This is a genomic window from Syntrophales bacterium, from assembly GCA_035363115.1.
Lineage (GTDB): Bacteria > Desulfobacterota > Syntrophia > Syntrophales > PHBD01 > PHBD01.
Map to the genome: position 1 here is coordinate 183,779 of DAOSEM010000003.1, position 18,919 is coordinate 202,697.

Below are 18,919 nucleotides of genomic sequence, written 5' to 3' on the forward strand. Positions count from 1 at the left end.
AAAACGGATTCATGGAAGCAAGAGCCGCTGCAGCCGATTCAGGCGTTCCGATGACCGGGCTCATGAAGAGCTCCAGCGCCGTCCTGGCTTTCGGGGTCGTGGGTATCCTGCTCGTCATGATGGTTCCCCTTCCGACCCTGCTCCTGGACGTCCTGCTGTCCATGAACATCGCCATTTCCCTCATTATTCTCCTTATGTCCCTGTACGTCCTGCGTCCCCTGGACTTTTCCGTGTTCCCCTCCGTCCTCCTGGTGGTGACCCTCCTGCGCCTTTCCCTGAACGTCGCCTCCACGAGGCTCATCCTGCTCCACGGCAGCGAGGGGACCGATGCCGCCGGCCAGGTCATCAAGGCCTTCGGGACCTTCGTCGTGGGGGGGAACTACGTGGTCGGCATGATCGTCTTCTCCGTCCTCGTGCTGATCAACTTCGTGGTCATCACCAAGGGCGCCACGCGCATCGCCGAGGTGGCCGCCCGCTTTACCCTGGATTCCATGCCCGGCAAGCAGATGAGCATCGATGCCGATCTGAACACGGGCCTGATCAACGACAACGAGGCCCGCAGGCGCCGCCGGGATCTGGAGAGCGAGTCGAACTTCTACGGGGCCATGGACGGCGCCAGCAAGTTCGTCCGCGGCGATGCCGTCGCCGGCATCATCATCGTCCTGGTGAACATCGTCGGCGGGCTCATCATCGGCGCGCTCCAGCAGGGCATGCCCATCGCCGATGCGGCCCGGACCTACACGCTGCTCAGCATCGGAGACGGGCTGGTGACACAGGTGCCCGCCCTCATCGTGTCCACCGCGGCGGGCATGCTGGTGACCCGGACGGCCGGAACCACGGAGCTGGGCCAGGAAATGAGGCTGCAGCTCTTCGCCCAGCCAAAGGCGGTCGCCGCGGCGGCGGTCGTGCTCCTGATTTTCGCCCTCATCCCGGGAATGCCGAAGCAGGCGTTTCTGACCATCGCCGTGCTGGTCGGGGTGGCCGCCTGGCAGCTTGCCCGCATCCGGGTCCGGGAGGAAGAAAAAGAAAAGGAAGAGGCCCCGGCGCCTCCCCAGGCGGAGGCAGCACCCCTCCTGGATCCGCTGGACGCCCTCGGACTGGAGGTGGGCTACGGCCTGATCCCCTTCGTCGACGCCTCCCAGGGAGGGGAGCTGCTGCGCCGGATCCGGATGTTCCGCAAGCAGATCGCCCAGGACATGGGATTTGTCGTTCCGTCCATCCATATCCGCGACAACCTGCAGCTCAAGCCCTATGAATACGCGTTCCTGGTGAAGGGGGTCGAGGTGGCCCGCGGGGAGATCCTGGCGGGGCACCAGCTCGCCATCGTCCAGGAAGGCATGAAGGTCCGCGTCAAGGGAATCGAAACGAAGGAACCCGCCTTCGGTCTCCCGGCGGTCTGGGTTCCGGACCGGGAACGGGAGACCCTGCAGGCCCAGGGAGTCGTCGTGGTCGATCCGGCGACGGTCATCACCACGCACCTGACGGAGCTGATCAAGTCCAACGTGGACTCGCTCCTGGGGCGCCAGGAAATCCAGGTGCTCCTGGACAGCCTGGCGGCCTCGGCTCCGCGGCTCGTGGAAGACCTGGTCCCGAAGGTCATCCCCGTGGGGACCCTCCAGAAAGTACTGCAGCGGCTCCTGGGCGAGCGCATTCCGATCCGCGATCTGCAGACGATCCTGGAGACGCTGGCGGATTACGTTCCCCTTACGAAAAACGTCGACGTCCTGACCGGTTATGTTCGGCAGGCCCTGTCGAGGGTGATCACGCGCCTCCACGCGGACGAGCGGGGCGGGCTCCACGTGATCATGATTTCCCCGGAGATCGAGGAGGGCATTCAGCAGACCCTCCAGCACACGGAGTTTGAATCGTTCGCCTCGCCGGATCCCCAGATGGTCCGGAAGATCGTCACGAACATGAAGCGGTTTGTCCCGCTCTTCACGTCCCGCGGACTGCAGCCGATTGTCCTGTGCTCGCCCACCGTCCGCATCCACCTGCGGCGGATCATGGAGCGGTTCGTGCCCAACCTGGTCGTCCTGGCACACAACGAGATCACCCGGGATGCAAAACTGACCTCACTCGGTCTTTTGGAGTTGAGCCATGCAAATGAAACGGTATGAGGTTTCCAGCCTCCAGGAAGCGATGCGCCGGGTCAAGAAAGACCTCGGGCCGGAGGCGATCATCCTGTCCACGAAAACCCTGAGGGATTCGAATCCGCCCCTTCTGGAGGTGGTGGCCGCGCTGGATCGGAAACACGGTGAAGAGCCTCTTCCCGTCGCCCAACGCCAGCCCCCGCCTCCGCCGGCCCCTCCGGCGGGAGAGGCAATGCCCGACTGGGCACGCTCCATCACGGGAGAACTCCGGGAGTTGAAGGGACTGCTTGGGAACGACCGGCCGGATCAGCAGCTCCGGGAGGAGTTGTCGGAAGTCAAGGAAGCCCTCTTCACGCTCTTCGACATGCTCGGGTTCCGGCACGGCGGCGGCGATCCGTCTCCCTACGGGCGCCTGTACCACCGCCTGCTGGCCAACGGGGTCTCCCGGCCGCGTGCCCTCAAGATCGTCGACGGGGTCCGCCAGGAAGGCGGCAGCGGGGAGGAGACCTACGAGGCATCCGTCCGCCGTGCACGGGAAGCGATTCTGCGCTCCATTGCCCGGGAGGAGAACCCCGGCCTGGAGAAGCGGGTGAAAGCTCTTGTCGGGCCGACCGGTGTCGGAAAGACCACGACCCTGGCGAAGCTGGCCGCCCGATTTGCCCTGGAACAGAAGCAGAAGGTCGGGCTGATCACGCTGGACACCTACCGAATCGCCTCGGTGGACCAGCTCCAGACCTATGCGGACATCATGAAGCTTCCCCTGCGGGTGGCCGGGGATGGGGAAGGATTCCGGGAGTCCCTCCGGAGTTTCGATGACCGCGACGTCATCCTCGTGGACACGCCGGGGAGAAATCCCGAAGACACGGAATACCTGAACGAATTGAAGCGTCAGTTCGGCGGGTCGCCCGACCTGGAAGTGAGCCTGCTGTTGACGCCGGCGATGAACAGGGAGGGCCTCCAGGTAACGGCGGACCGTTTCCGTCTCCTGGACTACGATTCGCTCATCCTGACCAAGCTCGATGAATGTCAGCGCTTTGGCGTGGTCTACGACATCCTGGAGCAGGCGGGACGGCCCGTCCGGTATGTGACCTGTGGACAGAACGTGCCGCAGGATATCAAGGAAGTAACCCCGGGATCGCTGGCATCGCTGATTCTCGGGCATTCGATTCATTGACGGGGGATGGTTTGGACCAGGCGGCAACACTCAGACAGGCCATGGAGCGGCGGGAGCGCGGAGGCGTGAAGGTCCCCGGCGGGGGAAAGTCCCACGGCGAGGGCGAGGATACGGAGGTGCGGGACAGGCCCGTCCGCGTCCTGGCTTTCACGAGCGGCAAGGGAGGCGTCGGAAAAACCAACATCGCCGCCAACATCGCCTACATCCTCTCCCAGCGCAACCGGAAGACCATCGTCCTGGACGCGGACATGGGGCTTGCCAACATCGACCTGCTCCTGGGGCTTACGCCCCGGTACAACCTGTACCACGTCCTGAAGGGGGAAAAGACCCTGGCGGAGACGCTGGTGACAGGGCCCGGCGGGATGAAGGTCCTTCCCGCCTCCTCCGGCATTGCGGAGATGACGGATCTTTCGAGAGGGCAGAAGCTGACTCTCCTGGATGCGGTCAATTCGCTGAAGAACAAGCCGGAATTCCTTCTGATCGACACGGCGGCCGGCATTTCGGGAAACGTCACCTATTTCAATTCCTCCGCCCACGAGATCATCATTGTCACCTCCGCAGAGCCGACGGCGCTGACGGATGCCTACGCCCTCATGAAGGTGCTCTACCAGGGATACGACCGGAAGAAGTTCCGTCTCGTCGTCAACATGGTCAACCACCCGACGGAGGCCCGCGAGGCGTACGAGCGGCTGCGGCATGCGACGGACCATTTCCTGACCGTCGCCCTGGACTACCTGGGATTCATCCTCCACGACCCGAGGCTGCCCGAGGCCGTGAAAAAGCAGAAGGCCCTGGCGGAGATCTACCCTTCGTCCCCGGCAAGCCGGTGCCTCCAGGACATTGCCTCGAGGCTGTGCGGAGAGGCGCCCGGAGGGGCGGAGGGGGGAAGCATTCGGTTTTTCAGCAACAGGACCATTCGATCCAGCCGTGAATAGGAACGGGAGAGAAGGACAGATTCTGCAGTATGCGCCCATGGTGAAGCAGGTCGTCAGCCGGCTGACCGCCCGTGTGGTCATGGCGCCGGCGGATCGGGAGGCCCTGATTCAGGCCGGCGTGATCGGCCTGATGGCCGCGCTGGAGAAGTTCGACGAGACAAAAAACGTCCGGTTCGAGACGTACGCGAAGATCCGGATCCGTGGGGCCGTGCTGGACGAGATGCGGGCCGCCGACCGTGTCCCCCGGTCCGTTCGAAGCAAGGATACAAAAATCGAGAAGGCCTTTGCAGCGCTTCAGAGACAGCTTGGCCGCCCCCCCGGCGAGGAGGAGATGGCGGATCACCTGGGCATCCCCCTGGAGGAATACTTCGAGCTCCTCGATGATGCGAAGCTGGTCAAGGTGATCAGCACCGAGGACCTTCCCCCCGATTTCATTGAACGGTACGGATGCGGCAGGCTGCAGGAGGAAATCGACCACGGCGATCCGCTCTCCCTCCTGGAGAGCGAGGAGCTCAAGGAGGGGATCAAGAAGGCCATCGACCGGCTCCCCGAGAAGGAGCGTACGGTCCTGGCCCTGTACTATTACGAGGAACTGAACCTCAAGGAGATCGGACGGGTCCTGAATCTGACGGAGTCAAGGATCTGCCAGATCCATACCCAGGCGGTGCTCCGGCTGCGGGGACTGCTGGGGGAGGTGCGCTGACATGGGTTCGCAGGGAACGGCCATGACCGACGCCCCGGACCGGGGCCTGACCTTCCTGGTGGTGGACGACCAGTATGACGCCCGGAAAAGCATCCGGAAGATGCTTCTTTCCCTCGGACACACCAGCGTGCTGGAGGGCAAGGACGGTGTCGAGGCCTGGCAGCGCCTCCAGTCCGAGCCCGTGGACGTCGCGATCGTGGACCTGTTCATGCCGGGGCTCAGCGGAATCGACCTCCTCCGGCGCGTCCGGAAAGACGAGCGGTTCCGAAGCCTGCCGTTCATCATGGTGACGGGAGATCTGGCGGAAGAGATCGTGGCGGAGGCCGCGGAGACGGATGTGGACGCCTACATCATCAAGCCGTTCGCCGTCCAGACGCTGGAGGAGAAAATCAACGCGGTGCTGGGGAGGCGGACGAATCCGTCCCCGCTGGATGGGCACCTCCAGCTTGCCCAGGCTCTAATCGGGGAAGGGGAATTCAACCGCGCCCTGGGAGAGCTGAAGACGGCCATGGCCATGCAGCCGGACAATCCCCGGGTTTTTCAGACGCTGGGGGAGATGTACGTCTGCCGCGGCATGCTGGAGGACGCGGAGAAGGCCTTCCGGAAGGCGATCCTGTGCGAGCCCCGATTCACCCGGGCCTATGACAGCCTGGCGGACGTATTCGCCCGCAGGGGGGACCGGGAGCAGGAGATCGCCGTCATGCGGAAGGCAACGGCCATCAGTCCGAAGAATGCGAACCGGCAGCTGAATCTCGGCAAGGCCCTCCTGGAGAACGACGCCGTCGAGGAGGCCAGGAAAGCCTTTGCGCAGGCCGTCCGGGTGGCGCCGGCGGATCCGTCCGTCCGCAGGGAGATCGGCGAGACCCTGCTGGCCCGGAACCTGAACAGCGAGGCCGAAGGCATCTTTCGTTCCCTCCTGCAGGAGGACCCGTCGGACGTCCACCTGTACAATCGCCTGGGCATTGCCTTCCGGAAGCAGGGCCGTTTCCGGGAGGCCATCGACCTGTATCGAAAGGCGCTCTGTCTGGATCCCGAGGACGACCATCTCCATTACAACTTGGCCAGGGTCCTGATGGAGGACGGACGCGAGGGCGAGGCGAGGGTGCATGTTCTGAAAGCCCTCGAACTGTATCCGGATTTCATGGAAGCGAAAGACCTGCTGGACTGTCTCGAACAGGGACATGCCGGGGAGCCGCCGGAGCGGGTGATCGACGCCCCGGCCGACCGGGCTGGCGGATAAGGAAGCGCGGGCCGAGGAAGGAGCCGCCATGGCACAGCAAAAGGCCAAACTGGACATTCTGGACATTCCCCTGGACAGCGATTTTGCTCTGGAGACCCCGCCGCCTCCGGATTCCGGAGGGGACCCGAAACCGGAGCCGGCGAAACGGCCCTGGTACAGAAACCGGTGGGTGATCGCGGGAGGTCTCGGCACCGGTCTTCTCGGGATCCTGGCGGCGGCCGTCCTTTTCGTCTGGAACCCGCTGGACCGGGGAAGGCAGCCCGGAACGACGGTTTCCAGTGCGGTCAGGATGCCCGCCGGGGCGTCCGCGGCGGCGTCCCTGGTCGAGGAGTTCTACGTCGACGTGAAGGATGCCTTGGGAGCGCCGAAGCTGGCGGTGGTCAACCTTGCGCTGGATCCGGCGGACCGGAAGGTCCTTCCCGAGATGAACGGACCGGACGTCCGGAAGGCGATCCATGCGATCCTGTCTGCGAAAACGGCGGAAGTGCTGAGAGCGCCCAAGGAAAGGGAAGACCTCCGGAAGGAGATCACCGCCGGCATCAACCAAGTCCTGAAACGCGATGCCGTCAAAACCGTCTGGTTTTCGGATCTCAATGTGTGGTGAGCGGGAAGCGGCCGGCGGCGGAAGAGGGAGCGGGGAAAGCGGACGATGGAATCCAGGAAGGAAACATCCCATACCGCCGATTGGCAGCGCATGATCGTTCATGATATGAAAAGTCCGTTGATGATGGTCGTGGCGAACCTGGATCTGCTTTCCCGATGCCGCCTGCGCGCCCGGGAAGAGGATCTCCTCCGGAGCGCCCTCGAGGGATGCCGGGATCTCCAGCGCATGATCCAGGGGTACCTGCGAATCTCGCGCCTGGGGGAGAGCGGGCCCCCCCTCGAGTTGTCCGTCGTCCGCGTCGGCTCCTTCTTCCGCCGGCTGGAAAGAATGTGGGTGGCCCTGTGCCGGAACAGGGACATCCGCCTCGAGTTCGACCTCGATGAGGCCCCGTCGACGCTGGTCGCAGACGAGCCCCTGTTGGAGAGGGTTCTTTCCAACCTGATGCTGAACGCCGTCGCCCAGGTCGAGCGGGGCGGTCGTATCGGTGTCCGCGTATGGACCGCCTCGACGGGCCGGATCCGCATTTCCGTGATTGACGACGGGGCGGGGATGCCCGGGGCTCTCAAGGCGGCCCTGGTTCGTTGCCTTCCGGGTGAGACGTCCGGCGGTCCTGTGAACGAATCCGGGACCGGGAGGAGCGAGCCCGGGATCGGGCTGGCCTTCTGCCGTCTGGCCTGTGAGCTTCACGGAGGAAAGATCTGGGCGGAAGGGGGGCCGTTACGGGGGACCGTTGTCCACGTGGAACTGCCGGCGGACCTGGTTCCTTCCGGAAGCGGTTTGCTGGATGGACCGGAAGTGTCCAGAAAGAGGGATGGCGATGGAGATGCAAGAGCTTGAGCGTGCCCTGGAAGGGTCCTTCGCGGATACGATGCTGTTCGCCTTTGTGCCGGGGCTTCTTCACAATTTTGCCAATCCGCTCAACGGGATCATGGGGCGGGCGAAGATCCTCGAACGGCGCCTGGAAAACCTGCAGGCGGCCATGGGAAAAGCCGGGGTTCATCTGCCGGGAACGCTGGCGGAGGACTGGTTGAAGATACAGTCCGACGTCCGGCTGCTCAACACCGAATCGGAGCGGTTTGCCGACGTCTTCCAGGATGTGGCCTCCCGTTTCGGGATCCTCTCCCACAAGAAGGAGGAGCGGTTCGATCTGGCGGCCCTGGTGCGCCGGGAGGTTCGTTTCGCGGATCATTACCTGGATTTCAAGCACCGGGTCAAAAAGGTGCTGGACCTGTCCGAAGGGGTTCCTCCGGTGCGGGGTGTCCAGGCCCATTTCGCCATGGCCCTCTGGGCCGTGTTCCGCCATGCGGCGTCCCGCCTTGGATCGCAGGGAGAACAAGAGCTTCACGTGACGGTCGGGAAGGAGAACGATCGGGTTCTGCTTGGAATCCGCCACACCGGAGCGCCCTTCACGGACGAGGAGCGGGAAGACGTCCGGGGAGTCCTGGAGGAGAACCGGATCTCCCGGCTTCAGGACCCCGCCCATGGAGCACTCTGCCTGTCCCTGCTTCTCTTGAGGCATTACGGGGCAGCCGTTTCCGCACAGAGCGGCGGGGAAATCGGAATTTCATTTCCCGCCGGCTGATTGCATGGACATGAGCGATGGATATTCGAAGACCGATTCTTCCGATTCCCGGAGCCGAGGCGGTCGCCCAGGTCCAGTCCCAGGTGCCTGACCGGCAGCGGCACTCCGCCTCCTGGGGGAAGCGGGAGAAAAGAAAGGCCTTTCCCGCCCCGGAGAACGAAGAGCGGGAGGAGACGATGGTCAGCGGGCGGGACGAAGAAGATGCGTCCCCGGAATCGGCTCGAAAAGGACGGGCCATCGAAACGGTGGTGGACGACGGCCATGTTCCGGAGGACGAGCGGATCCAGGGAAGCCGCCTGGACGTGCTTGCCTGACGGAGGATACGGGGGGACAATATGCTGGCAATGACGACAAGGGATTTCCTGCTGCTGCAGCTGGGCATGGATCTGGCCCTGGCTCTCCTCGTTCTCTTCCTCTTCTGGCAGATCCGCCGGGTCGTGGGCCGGAAGCAGGCCCGTCCCGATGAGAAAGAGGTGCAGGCCCTCCGGCAGCTCGTCGAGGACTCCCGCAACGCAACCGATCAATTTCTGGCGGCCGTCCAGGAAAGCAAGACGACGCTCAAGGAGCTGGCCCGGGCCCTGGACGAGCGGGAAAAGCGGATCCGGGAGCTTCTCGCCCTCTACCCGGAGGCGTCGGAACGACAGGAACCGGACACCGCCGCTCCGCCGGCGGGGGATCCGAGGGCCGCACAGATCCTGGCCCTGGCCGCCCGAGGACTCTCGGAGCGCGAGATCGCCCGTCACACCGGCATCCCGGACGGGGAAGTCCACCTCATCCTGAATCTGACCGGGAAGAGGTAAGCCTGGCCGGGGCGTGGCGGACCGATCCCCATGAAACTCATATCCCTCAACGATCCTTCGGTAACTCCCGTATCTCCGGTAAATCGAACCCGGCCGGCCGGCCTTTCCCTGCTCTCGGTCGGCGAGCGGGTGGAGGCGCTGGTTCTCGAAGTCCGCGAGAGGGGCCTGCTGCTTCTGGACATCGGGGGCAACCGGGTCCTGGCGGAGACGAAGCAGACCCTGGGCGAAGGCGCACGGTTTGCCGCCCGGGTCACCCAGAACTCCCCGCAGATCGTGCTCCAGGTTCTGGCGGGCGATGCTCCGGCCGGACAGGAATCCCTCCCGGAGTCTCTCGGTATCTTTCGCAGCCGGCCCGGTCTCCTGGGGGACATGTTCCGGCAGCTGTCCACCCTGGTCGAGTCCCTGGCAGACACCCTTCCAGGAGATATGCCCCCGCAGCTGGCGGCGGCACGGAGCAGCCTGCAGGGTCTCCTTTCCTCGCTTATTTCCCCCGGCTCCGGGAAGCAGTCGTCCGCGGGTGCCGGCGAGGCCCAGGCAGGGCTCCCAGCGCCGGCGGACGGTGACGGGAATCCCGTGGTCCGTCTCCCCGACGGAGGAAATGTTCCGGAAAAAGCAGCCCCGGGAACGCTCCGGGAATCACTGGTGCGCCTGGCCGAGGCGGCCGAGCGGGAGATGGCGGCCATGGATGCCGGCGCTCCCGGTCGGAAAAGCCTGGAGCAGGCGGCATCCACCGCCCGGTCGGCCCTGGAGACCCTCGATGTTCACCGGGATGTCAATATTTTGTCGCGCCGGGAGGGCGGACCGTTTGTGCTTCAGGTCCCCGCGGCGTTTCCCGGCGGGATCCGGGTCCAGGACCTCTTCCTCTATCCCGAGGGCGGACAGGAGGGGGGCGGGGGGGAAGACAAAGAGGCCTTCCGGATGGTCCTCTGCCTCAACATGGAAACCCTCGGGGACATCCTGGTGGATGCCCGGCTGGCCGCGGGGAGGATGAGCGGAACCCTGCGCTGCGGCACGGAAGAGGTCCGGGAGTATCTCCAGTCCGGACTGGACGACCTCCGTGAGCGCCTGGCGGCGTCGGGATTCCCCGACGCGGGGATCGTCTGCCTGACGGACCACGACATTGCCCGGACCATCCTGGACAGAAAGCAGTCCCTGCCCATCTTTCAGAGAGACGCCGTCAATCTGTACGCCTGACGGCCCATGCATGGCGGCGAACCGGACCCGCAAACGGGAGGAGACGGCCGCCGCGAAGGGAACCCATGAACGCGGAACGCCCCGGAGATAAAAAAGAAAAGTCCCCCCTGGCGGCGGCCCTGAAGTACGACGGCAAGCCGGGCTCGGCCCCGCGGGTGACCGCCAAGGGTCGCGGCGAGGTGGCGGAGCGGATCATCGAGACGGCCCGCCTCCACGGAGTCCCGGTTCAGGAAAATTCCGCCCTTGTCCAGTTCCTGTATCGCCTCGACGTTGATGAGGAAATCCCCGTCGAGCTGTATCGGGCCGTCGCGGAGATCCTGGCCTTCGTATACTCCCTGGACGAGCGACGCCGCGCCGGGTTGTAGGGGAGCCCGTCTTTCCATTTCACCCTCCGTTGTTCCTCCCTCCAGGCATGCTCCTTGCTTCATAAATCGGCATCAATCAACGAGGAACATGAACCATGGCACTCGATGTCCGCGACATCGCCGCGGCGGCTGTCCGCAGCATCCGGCAGCTCGATACGGTAACCCAGAACATCGCCCACGCCAACACGCCGGGATTCAAGGCGATCCACCTGAGCTACGAGCTCCAGTCCGACCCGGTCTCCGGGTCGCAGGACCCGGGACTGGAATACAAGCCGTACGGTCGGACGGATTTCTCGCCGGGGACGCTGATGAGGACCGGCGGGGCGCTCGACATCGCCATCGAGGGTGACGGATTCCTGGCGGTGGAGACCCGGCAGGGAACGGCCTACATCCGGGGCGGAAGCTTCCACATCAACCGGAACAACGAGCTGGTCACGTCGACGGGAGAGCGCGTCCTTGGGACTTCGGGTCCCATTACGATCGACGGCCACGATATCCAGATTGGTCAGGACGGGACGATAACCGTCACCGAGACCTCCGGTGACGGGGCAGTGGCCACGAATGTGGGCCAGCTCCGGGTGGTGACCTTCGATCGCCCCCAGAACCTGAAGAAACAGGGAGACAGCCAGTACGTCGATCCGGGAAACGCGGGCATGCAGGTGATGGCGGATCCCCGGGTCGCGGGGCAATCGCTGGAAATGTCCAACGTGAATGCCATCAAGGAAATGGTGAACATGATCGAACTGCAGCGCACGTTCGAAACCTACCAGAAGGTCATCCGGACGATGGCCGACCAGGACAAGCAGGCCACGAACCAGATCGGGAAAGTGGTCTGAAAATAAGGAGGAGCAGATGATTCGCTCGCTATGGATCGCGGCTACCGGCATGCACGCCCAGCAGCTGGAGCAGGATGTAATCGCCAACAACCTGGCCAATGTGAACACGACCGGGTTCAAGAAATCCCGCGTCGACTTCCAGGACCTGATGTACCAGGTGTCTTCCCAGTCGGGATCGGAGACCTCGACGGGGGTCCAGCTGCCTGCGGGCATCCAGGTCGGACTGGGCGTCAAGGCCGTCTCGGTGGCCAAGAACTTCAGCCAGGGCGACTACCAGCAGACGGGCAATTCCTTCGACTGGGCCATCGAGGGGAGCGGCTTTTACCAGCTGGACAACAACGGCACCACGGTCTACACGCGGGCCGGGAACTTCAAGCTCGACAAAGATGGATACCTCTGCAATCCCGAGGGATTGAGGCTGGTGCCCAACGTACAGGTGCCGTCGACCGCCGTCAGCTTCACCATCGACAGTGGCGGGACGTGGTCCTATTCCGACAGCACCGGGGCCTCGACGACGGGCGGACGGATCACCCTGGCGCGCTTCATCAATCCCGCGGGCCTCACCAGCATGGGCCGCAACCTCTTCACCACCTCCAACAGCTCGGGCGATGCCATTGTCAGCAATCCCGGCGAAGAGGGGTGCGGAACGATTACGCAGACGTACCTGGAACAGTCGAACGTCAACGTCATCGACGAGATGGTAAAGATGATCGCCGGCCAGCGGGCCTATGAAATCAACTCCAAGGCCATCCAGACGGCGGACGACATGCTGCAGGTGGCCAACAACATCAAGCAGTAGGGTGTTCCATGAACCGTGCAATGCGATTTTCCATGGTCTTCGTCGCGGCGATTGCTGTTCTTCTGTGCTCGTCTCCTCTTCTGGCGGCCGGAAAGACGGTCAAGATCGGGGCGGCACAGATCCAGGACGACGTCCAGCGGGCCGCGGCAAGCCAGAGTGCCTGGCCCCGGGGGACGGTTCGCATCATCTTTACCAGTCCCGTCCAGGAGATGGAGGCAAAGGGGGAAAAAATTTCCCGGGAAGTCATTCCCGTACGGGGAAATCCCTTCCTCGGCCATGGGCAGTATGCCGTCCGGATCTATGACAACGGTGTTTTCCTGGCGGAGCAGAGGGTCTCGGTCCTGGTCGAGGTCCAGCGGGACGTCGTCCTGAGCACCCGTTCGCTCGGCCGCAACACCCGGCTCGACGGCGGGGACATCCAGGTGGTGAAGCGATGGGTCCGGCGCATCCCGGCCCAGGCGGTAACGGACACCGAGAGTGTCGTCGGCAAGATGCTCCGGGTCAATGTGGCTCCGAACACGGAACTGACCCACTCGATGCTTCGCGAGTTTCCCGTCGTCCGGAAGGGAGCACCCGTGCGGATCATCTATGAAAGCGGTCCGCTCTCCATCGCCACCCTCGGCGTGAGCGAGGAGGACGGACAGGACGGGAGCATGGTCCGGGTGAGGAATACCTCCTCCCGGAAGATCCTTCATGCCCGGGTGGTCGGGGATGCAACGGTTCAACTCGTATTTTAGGAGGTTCGCCATGCGGTTTCTTCCGGGACGCCGGACGACGGGATGCCTGCTGGCCTGCGTTCTGTTCGGCATGACGCTGACGGGCTGTTCGCTCATCACCAAGCCGGACGCGATCCTGTCGGAACCCATTCCGACGCCGGTTCACAGGGCGACGCCGCCCCCGGTGCCGGCCGAGCCCGGGTCGATCTGGCCCGGTGCCAACAGCTACAACATGCTTTTCACGGACAAAAAGGCCGGTTACGTGAATGACATCGTGACCATCATCGTGGAAGAATCCGCCGCCGGTGTCAACAAGGGGACGATCAACACCTCCCGGGACGGCAAGACGGAGATGGGCGTCAGCGCCCTCCTGGGGATCGAGTCCTCCATTCTCCAGCGGAATGCGAACATGGGGGAAGCCATCTCCGTCGGCGGAACGAGCTCCAACACGATGAAGGGAACCGGGGACACGAGCCGCGGGGGGACCCTCCAGGCGCGGATTACGGCCCGCGTCATCAAGGTCTTCGAAAACGGCAACCTTTACATTGAAGGGAGAAGGATGCTGACGGTCAACGCGGAGGACCAGTACCTGGTGCTGAGCGGTATCATCCGGCCCGAGGACATCACGTCGGACAACACCATCTCCTCAAGATACATCGCCGATGCGAAGATCGTCTACACGGGACGCGGCGTCGTGGACGAGAAGATGCGTCCCGGCTGGCTGAGCCGGGCCCTGGATTACGTCTGGCCCTTCTGACAGGAGAAAGACGATGCTGGATCGTAGGAGAACATGGAAATGGGTCGGGGCTCTCGTCCTGCTGGTGCTTCTTGTTGCACCGGCGGCGGCATCGGCCGCCCGCCTCAAGGACATCGCGGCGATCGGCGGTGTGAGGGAGAACCAGCTCTTTGGGTACGGGCTGGTGGTCGGCCTCATGGGAACGGGAGACGACGTGAAGAACGGCTTCACCCGCGACACCATCGCCAACCTGCTGAGCCGCCAGGGGCTGGCCATGCGGGACAAGTCGTCCACCCTGAAGGCCAAGAATGTCGCCGCCGTCATGGTGACGGCCAATCTGCCCCGGTTCGCCAAGGTGGGAAGCCGGATGGACGTGACGGTCTCCTCGATGGGCGACGCCACCAGCCTGCAGGGCGGGACCCTGCTGATGACCCCCCTGAAGGGGGCCGACGGCGAGGTGTACGGCGTGGCCCAGGGGGCTGTGGCCATCGGCGGATTCAGCGCGTCGGGGGCGGGCGCCTCCGCCGTGAAGAACCAGACGAACGTGGGAATCATCACGAACGGCGCTTCTGTGGAGAAAGAGGTCCGCTTCGATTTCGCGCACTCGAAAATGATGACCGTGAACCTGTACCAGCCCGATTTCACGACGGTCAGCCGTGTCGCGGCGGCCCTGAACAAGGCCGTCGGAGGGATCGACGCGAGGCTCAAGGATGCCTCCACCGTCGTGATCAGCGTTCCGGCGTCGTTCAGCGGCAACGTCGTGGCGCTGGCCACGGCCATCGAGAACATCGAGGTGAACGTCGATATGCCGGCGGTAGTGGTCCTGAACGAGAAGACCGGTACCGTCGTCATGGGTGAAAACGTGCGGATCTCCACGGTGGCGGTGGCCCACGGCAACCTGAGTATCCAGATCAAGGAAACCCCGGTCATCTCGCAGCCGCTCCCGTTCGCGCCGCAGCCCGGGCAGGGAACCCGGCCGATCGTGAACCCGAGGGACGGGACAATCGTTGCACCGGGCGGGCAGACCGTCGTGGCGAAGGACACAACGATCGGCGTGACCGAGGAGAAGAACCAGCTGATGCTGCTGCCGAAGGCCGTCACCATCCAGGAGATGGTCCAGGCCCTCAACGCCATCGGCGTCACGCCGCGGGACCTGATCACCATTCTCCAGGCCATCAAGGCGGCCGGGGCGCTCCAGGCGGAGTTGAAGCTCATCTGATTGATAGAAGGAAACGGGACCATGGACAAGACAGCGGGTGTACCCATCCGGCCCGCCGGAAATGCGGCGGCGAAATCCGGCACCGCGGCGACGGATGCGGCGGCGGCCGCGCGCGACAAGAAGCTGCGCAAGGCCTGTGCGGATTTTGAGGCCGTCATGGCGTACCAGATGCTCAAAACCATGCGCAACACCGTTCCCGCGCTGAGTCCACTCAGCAGGTTCCCGGGAAAAGACACCTATGATATGATGATGGACCAGAAGGTGGCCGAGGAACTCTCCCGCCGGGGAAGCGGACTTGGAATCCAGGATCTCCTCTACCGGCAGCTCAAGGGAAGATTCTCTCCCTGAGGGGGGGAATTTTTTTCCTAAAGTTGCGGCGCCCTTCTGCCGATAAGATAGACAAAATGAAGATCAGGGGCATCCCATGAAGATCAGCGACACGAACATGCAGACCACGCAGGGCATTTCTTCCTATGCGCGTGGCGAAACCGCCCGGCCCAACGCGGAGAAGCCGGCCGAGGGCGGAGTGGCGGTTCCCCAGGAGCGAATCGATCTTTCCGGAAAGGCCAGAGAGGTTCAGCAGTTGCAGAAGGCGGTCACCGAGGCGCCGGAGATTCGCGAGGACCGGGTGAACGAACTGAAATCCCGGATACAAAATGGTACGTATCATGTCTCAGCGGAGGACATCGCCTCCAAAATCGTTGGCGATACCCTGACGGACCTGATCCGCTGAGGAAAATTTTTCCCTGAAACAACCCCCCAACGCCTCCCGAGGTCACAAGTTACATGGTCTTGGGAGGCGCCTACCTTTCCGGGTGCCGATTGGATCGAGCTTTCCATTCCGGCCGCCCCTTTCGATCTTCCTGGTACGCCCCTTGCTATAGGCTGAATAGACCCCGGCGATCCGGATGACCGCCGGGAGAAACAAGAAGACGAACAGAGGGGGTCGATGGAGCAATGAACGGTCTTTCCCTTGACGATGCCGGGCAGCGGAAGCGTTTCCTGGAGGTTCTCCCCCTGCTGATCGCCAATCTGCGGGACGAGCTGCGAAGGATCGAGGCCCTGCATGCCTGCCTGCTCCGGGAAAGGGAGATCCTCTGCGGCGGATCCCCCCAGGTCCTGGCGCAGAGCAACAGCGACAAGGAACAGGCTCTCCTGGACCTGGAGGCGACCCGCTCCCTCCGCTCGCCCCTCCTGACGGAATTGTCCGATCTTTCTGGCATTCCGTCGGATCAGATGTCCGTCCGGATGCTGGCCTCCCTGGCGCCGCCACTGGCCCGGCGGGAGCTGACCACCCTTGGGCAGGCGCTCCGGAAACTGGCAGAAGCAATCCGGACGCTCAATGATCGCAACCGCGGACTCATCGAAAACTCGCGCCAGCACGTAAAAAGCTGGCTCACATTTCTTCTCGGCGCGGCCACTACCGCTCCCTGTTATGCAAATTCTGGGGACATCCCCCAGGCGGGGATCAAAGGGCGGTTCTTCCGCACGGAGGGTTGATCGATGGCAATCAGTTCCCTGCTGAACATTTCCCGGGATGCCCTGATGACCTACCAGGGGGCCATCTCCGTTACCGGCTCCAACATCGCGAACGTCAACAACGCTGACTATACCGTCCAGCGGGCGACCATCTCGGCGCGCACCCAGCTTTCGTCCTTTCAGGCAGGGACCGGGGTCGATCTCACCAGCGTGACCCGGGTCTACGACCAATACATCGGGAACCGGATCATCGACGAGACTTCGAACAGCGGATACTGGGACACCCGGAGCGGGATCCTCGGTCAAGTGGAGGTCCTCTACGACGAGACGGACACCGCGGGACTCACGAAGGACCTGGAGGCCTTCTGGGATTCCTGGTCCGACCTGGCTCAGAACCCGACGGGGCTCGTGGAGCAGAATGCCGTGGTTGCGGCGTCGGACAACCTGGCCTCGAACATCCGGGACAAGTACCAGTCCCTCCAGACCATCCTGGCGGGCGTGAATGAAAGCATTGCCGGGACGGTGAACTCAATCAATTCCCTGGCGGCCGACATCGCCGAGCTGAACCGGAGCATTGTCTCCGCATCCAACAGCGGCGCCGGGGTGAACGAGTTGATCGACAAGCGGGACGCCGCGATCCGGTCCCTGTCGGAATTGATCCCGGTCCAGACCGTCGCGGATGAATCCGGTTCCGTCAGCGTCTTTCTGGCAAACGGTCAGATGCTGGTGAGCGGCATTTCGTCCCGGGAACTCGAAGTCGGCGCCACCGGGGACGTGACCTTCAAAGGCAACACCACGCCGTTGGACAGCCTGATCACGGGCGGCAAGCTGGGGGCACTTCTTGAGCTTCGAGACGAAACGCTGCCTGGGTATATGAACAGCCTGGATACCCTGGCCGCCGCCGTCATCACCGAGGTAAACACGCTCCACGGCAGCGGTGTGGACCAGACCGGCGCGGCCGTCACGGGACGGCTCTTCTTTGCCAGCACCCCCGTCGGATCCTCGGCGGCCTTCACCATGTCGGTGGCGAGCGGCATTCTCAGCGACCCCACGACCATTGTGGCCTCCCAGACGGTCGCGGGGGACGGGGCGGTGGCAAGCGCCATCACGGCCCTCCAGAACCAGGGTATCGTCACGAGCGGCACCCAGCAGGTGACAACCTCCGAATACTGGGCCTCCTCCGTATCGACGGTAGCGAAGGATATCTCGCTCGCTGGACAGAAGGCAGAGCAGTCGGCCGCCGTCATGACCCAGCTCGAAAGCCAGCGGGCGAACGTGTCCGGCGTATCGCTGGACGAGGAAATGATTTACCTGATCCAGTACCAGCTGGGCTACTCCGCCGCCGGGCAGCTGTGCGGCACGGCCCAGGAGATGCTCGATACCCTGATGGGCCTGGTGCAATAGGAGGAGGTCTCATGTCGCTGCGCATAACCGACGGAATCCGGTACCAGACGATGCTGGCCAACATGAAGACGGCCCAGAAGGGGACGGGGGACCTCGTCGAACAGCTGGGGACGGGAAAGCGGATCAACCACCCTTCCGACGATCCTGCGGGCGCACAGAGCCTGATCGAATGGAGCTCCGCCCGGAGCGAGATCGCCCAGTACCAGGACCAGATCTCCTCGACGGACCTGTGGCTCCAGACGACCGACCTGGCCCTGGGGCGCGTGGAGGCGCTTGTCGAACAGGTCGCAGACCTCGCGGCGGGAAACGTCTCGTCCGGCACAGGGGAAAGGCAGGCCGCCATCGATACCATTGAGGCGGTCCGGACGGAGCTGTTGAGCCTGGCAAACGAAACATGCGGGGACCGCTATCTCTTCGCCGGGACAAATGCCGATGAAGCTGCCTTTTCCATAGCGACGGACGCCTTCGGCAACAGGACCTATACCTATGAAGGGAGCGGCGACGGCCTCACCGTTGCCGTCGGCAGGCAGGCGACCCTGGAGTACAGCACCACGGGGGACGATGTATTCTACGAAAACGGCACGAGCGTCTTTCGGATCCTGGAGGATCTCTCGACCGCCCTCGCAAGCGGCGATTCCGCAGCCATCGGCCAGGCAGCGGACGACCTCGAGACGCTTTCGACCCGGGTCCTCGAGGCTCAGTCCATCAACGGCATCCGGCAGGACCGGCTGGAGTCGGCAAGGGCATACCTGACGAACCTCGACGCGAAGCTGGCCGACCTGGTGGACAAGACTGAAACCGCCGACACGGCGGCGCTGGCCGTCCAATTCAGCCAGCAGGAGCTGGCCCTCGAGGCGTCTTACAAATTGGCGTCCCGGGTGGGGAATCTCTCCATCCTGGATTTCATGAAATAATCCCTCCCGTCACATCCCTTCACGTTTTTCTATCCCCACAGAACCGCATCGTCATGTTCCCTTCCCGCCGAAGCGGGTGAGGTGCCCGTTTCCGCGGAGTATTTTCTGCTGAAATTTTTTCTCAAGTTT

The 18,919-nt window shown here is 63.6% G+C and carries 22 protein-coding genes; all 22 read left to right on the forward strand.

Annotation, left to right across the window (positions count from 1 at the left end; all coding sequences use genetic code 11):
• Positions 1-11: 11 nt before the first annotated feature.
• The 22 genes from flhA (at position 12) to flgL (ending at position 18,790) form a co-directional block, all read left to right on the forward strand.
• Positions 12-2,117 carry a flagellar biosynthesis protein FlhA gene (gene flhA, locus PLO63_08690; GenBank protein HOI74209.1) on the forward strand — a complete coding sequence of 702 codons (2,106 nt, stop codon included), beginning with the start codon at positions 12-14 and terminating at the stop codon, positions 2,115-2,117.
• Positions 2,104-3,264, forward strand: a complete 1,161-nt coding sequence (flhF, locus tag PLO63_08695; protein HOI74210.1) for a flagellar biosynthesis protein FlhF — start codon at positions 2,104-2,106, stop codon at positions 3,262-3,264. Before flhA ends, flhF begins: the two co-directional genes overlap by 14 nt.
• Before the next feature lie 11 nt (positions 3,265-3,275).
• Entirely contained in the window at positions 3,276-4,199 is a 924-nt protein-coding gene (locus PLO63_08700) for a MinD/ParA family protein (GenBank protein HOI74211.1), read from the forward strand.
• On the forward strand, positions 4,192-4,902 hold the full coding sequence (locus PLO63_08705) for a FliA/WhiG family RNA polymerase sigma factor (protein ID HOI74212.1): 711 nt from the start codon (positions 4,192-4,194) through the stop codon (positions 4,900-4,902). Before PLO63_08700 ends, PLO63_08705 begins: the two co-directional genes overlap by 8 nt.
• A 1-nt stretch (position 4,903) precedes the next feature.
• Positions 4,904-6,142, forward strand: coding sequence for a tetratricopeptide repeat protein (locus PLO63_08710; protein ID HOI74213.1), 1,239 nt, complete (start codon positions 4,904-4,906; stop codon positions 6,140-6,142).
• A gap of 28 nt (positions 6,143-6,170) precedes the next feature.
• The gene (locus tag PLO63_08715) at positions 6,171-6,746 is read left to right on the forward strand and encodes a flagellar basal body-associated FliL family protein (GenBank protein ID HOI74214.1); all 576 of its coding nucleotides are present in this window, start codon (positions 6,171-6,173) and stop codon (positions 6,744-6,746) included.
• Between the two features lie 45 nt (positions 6,747-6,791).
• Positions 6,792-7,583, forward strand: a complete 792-nt coding sequence (locus tag PLO63_08720; protein HOI74215.1) for a HAMP domain-containing sensor histidine kinase — start codon at positions 6,792-6,794, stop codon at positions 7,581-7,583.
• Positions 7,564-8,328, forward strand: coding sequence for a hypothetical protein (locus tag PLO63_08725; GenBank protein ID HOI74216.1), 765 nt, complete (start codon positions 7,564-7,566; stop codon positions 8,326-8,328). The genes PLO63_08720 and PLO63_08725 overlap by 20 nt, the downstream gene beginning before the upstream one ends.
• 17 nt (positions 8,329-8,345) lie before the next feature.
• Positions 8,346-8,642 (forward strand): hypothetical protein, encoded by a 297-nt coding sequence (locus PLO63_08730; GenBank protein ID HOI74217.1) that lies wholly within the window; start codon positions 8,346-8,348, stop codon positions 8,640-8,642.
• A 21-nt stretch (positions 8,643-8,663) separates the two neighbouring features.
• Positions 8,664-9,128, forward strand: a complete 465-nt coding sequence (locus tag PLO63_08735; protein ID HOI74218.1) for a hypothetical protein — start codon at positions 8,664-8,666, stop codon at positions 9,126-9,128.
• A gap of 30 nt (positions 9,129-9,158) precedes the next feature.
• Positions 9,159-10,322, forward strand: a complete 1,164-nt coding sequence (locus PLO63_08740; protein ID HOI74219.1) for a flagellar hook-length control protein FliK — start codon at positions 9,159-9,161, stop codon at positions 10,320-10,322.
• A gap of 65 nt (positions 10,323-10,387) precedes the next feature.
• The gene (locus PLO63_08745) at positions 10,388-10,687 is read left to right on the forward strand and encodes an EscU/YscU/HrcU family type III secretion system export apparatus switch protein (protein HOI74220.1); all 300 of its coding nucleotides are present in this window, start codon (positions 10,388-10,390) and stop codon (positions 10,685-10,687) included.
• A gap of 95 nt (positions 10,688-10,782) precedes the next feature.
• On the forward strand, positions 10,783-11,523 hold the full coding sequence (locus PLO63_08750; GenBank protein HOI74221.1) for a flagellar hook basal-body protein: 741 nt from the start codon (positions 10,783-10,785) through the stop codon (positions 11,521-11,523).
• Between the two features lie 16 nt (positions 11,524-11,539).
• Complete coding sequence (gene flgG, locus PLO63_08755) at positions 11,540-12,322, forward strand: flagellar basal-body rod protein FlgG (protein ID HOI74222.1); 783 nt, start codon at positions 11,540-11,542, stop codon at positions 12,320-12,322.
• 8 nt (positions 12,323-12,330) lie between these two features.
• The gene (flgA, locus tag PLO63_08760) at positions 12,331-13,059 is read left to right on the forward strand and encodes a flagellar basal body P-ring formation chaperone FlgA (GenBank protein ID HOI74223.1); all 729 of its coding nucleotides are present in this window, start codon (positions 12,331-12,333) and stop codon (positions 13,057-13,059) included.
• Positions 13,060-13,069: 10 nt separating this feature from the next.
• The gene (locus PLO63_08765) at positions 13,070-13,795 is read left to right on the forward strand and encodes a flagellar basal body L-ring protein FlgH (protein ID HOI74224.1); all 726 of its coding nucleotides are present in this window, start codon (positions 13,070-13,072) and stop codon (positions 13,793-13,795) included.
• Positions 13,796-13,808: 13 nt separating this feature from the next.
• A complete protein-coding gene (locus PLO63_08770; GenBank protein ID HOI74225.1) occupies positions 13,809-14,993 on the forward strand; it encodes a flagellar basal body P-ring protein FlgI in 1,185 nt (394 codons plus the stop codon).
• A 21-nt stretch (positions 14,994-15,014) separates the two neighbouring features.
• Positions 15,015-15,341, forward strand: coding sequence for a rod-binding protein (locus PLO63_08775; protein ID HOI74226.1), 327 nt, complete (start codon positions 15,015-15,017; stop codon positions 15,339-15,341).
• A gap of 76 nt (positions 15,342-15,417) precedes the next feature.
• Entirely contained in the window at positions 15,418-15,726 is a 309-nt protein-coding gene (flgM, locus tag PLO63_08780) for a flagellar biosynthesis anti-sigma factor FlgM (protein ID HOI74227.1), read from the forward strand.
• 224 nt (positions 15,727-15,950) lie between these two features.
• Positions 15,951-16,493, forward strand: a complete 543-nt coding sequence (locus PLO63_08785) for a flagellar protein FlgN (protein ID HOI74228.1) — start codon at positions 15,951-15,953, stop codon at positions 16,491-16,493.
• A 3-nt stretch (positions 16,494-16,496) separates the two neighbouring features.
• Complete coding sequence (gene flgK / locus PLO63_08790; GenBank protein ID HOI74229.1) at positions 16,497-17,876, forward strand: flagellar hook-associated protein FlgK; 1,380 nt, start codon at positions 16,497-16,499, stop codon at positions 17,874-17,876.
• 11 nt (positions 17,877-17,887) lie between these two features.
• Positions 17,888-18,790 (forward strand): flagellar hook-associated protein FlgL, encoded by a 903-nt coding sequence (flgL, locus tag PLO63_08795; protein HOI74230.1) that lies wholly within the window; start codon positions 17,888-17,890, stop codon positions 18,788-18,790.
• The last annotated feature ends 129 nt before the right edge of the window (positions 18,791-18,919 follow it).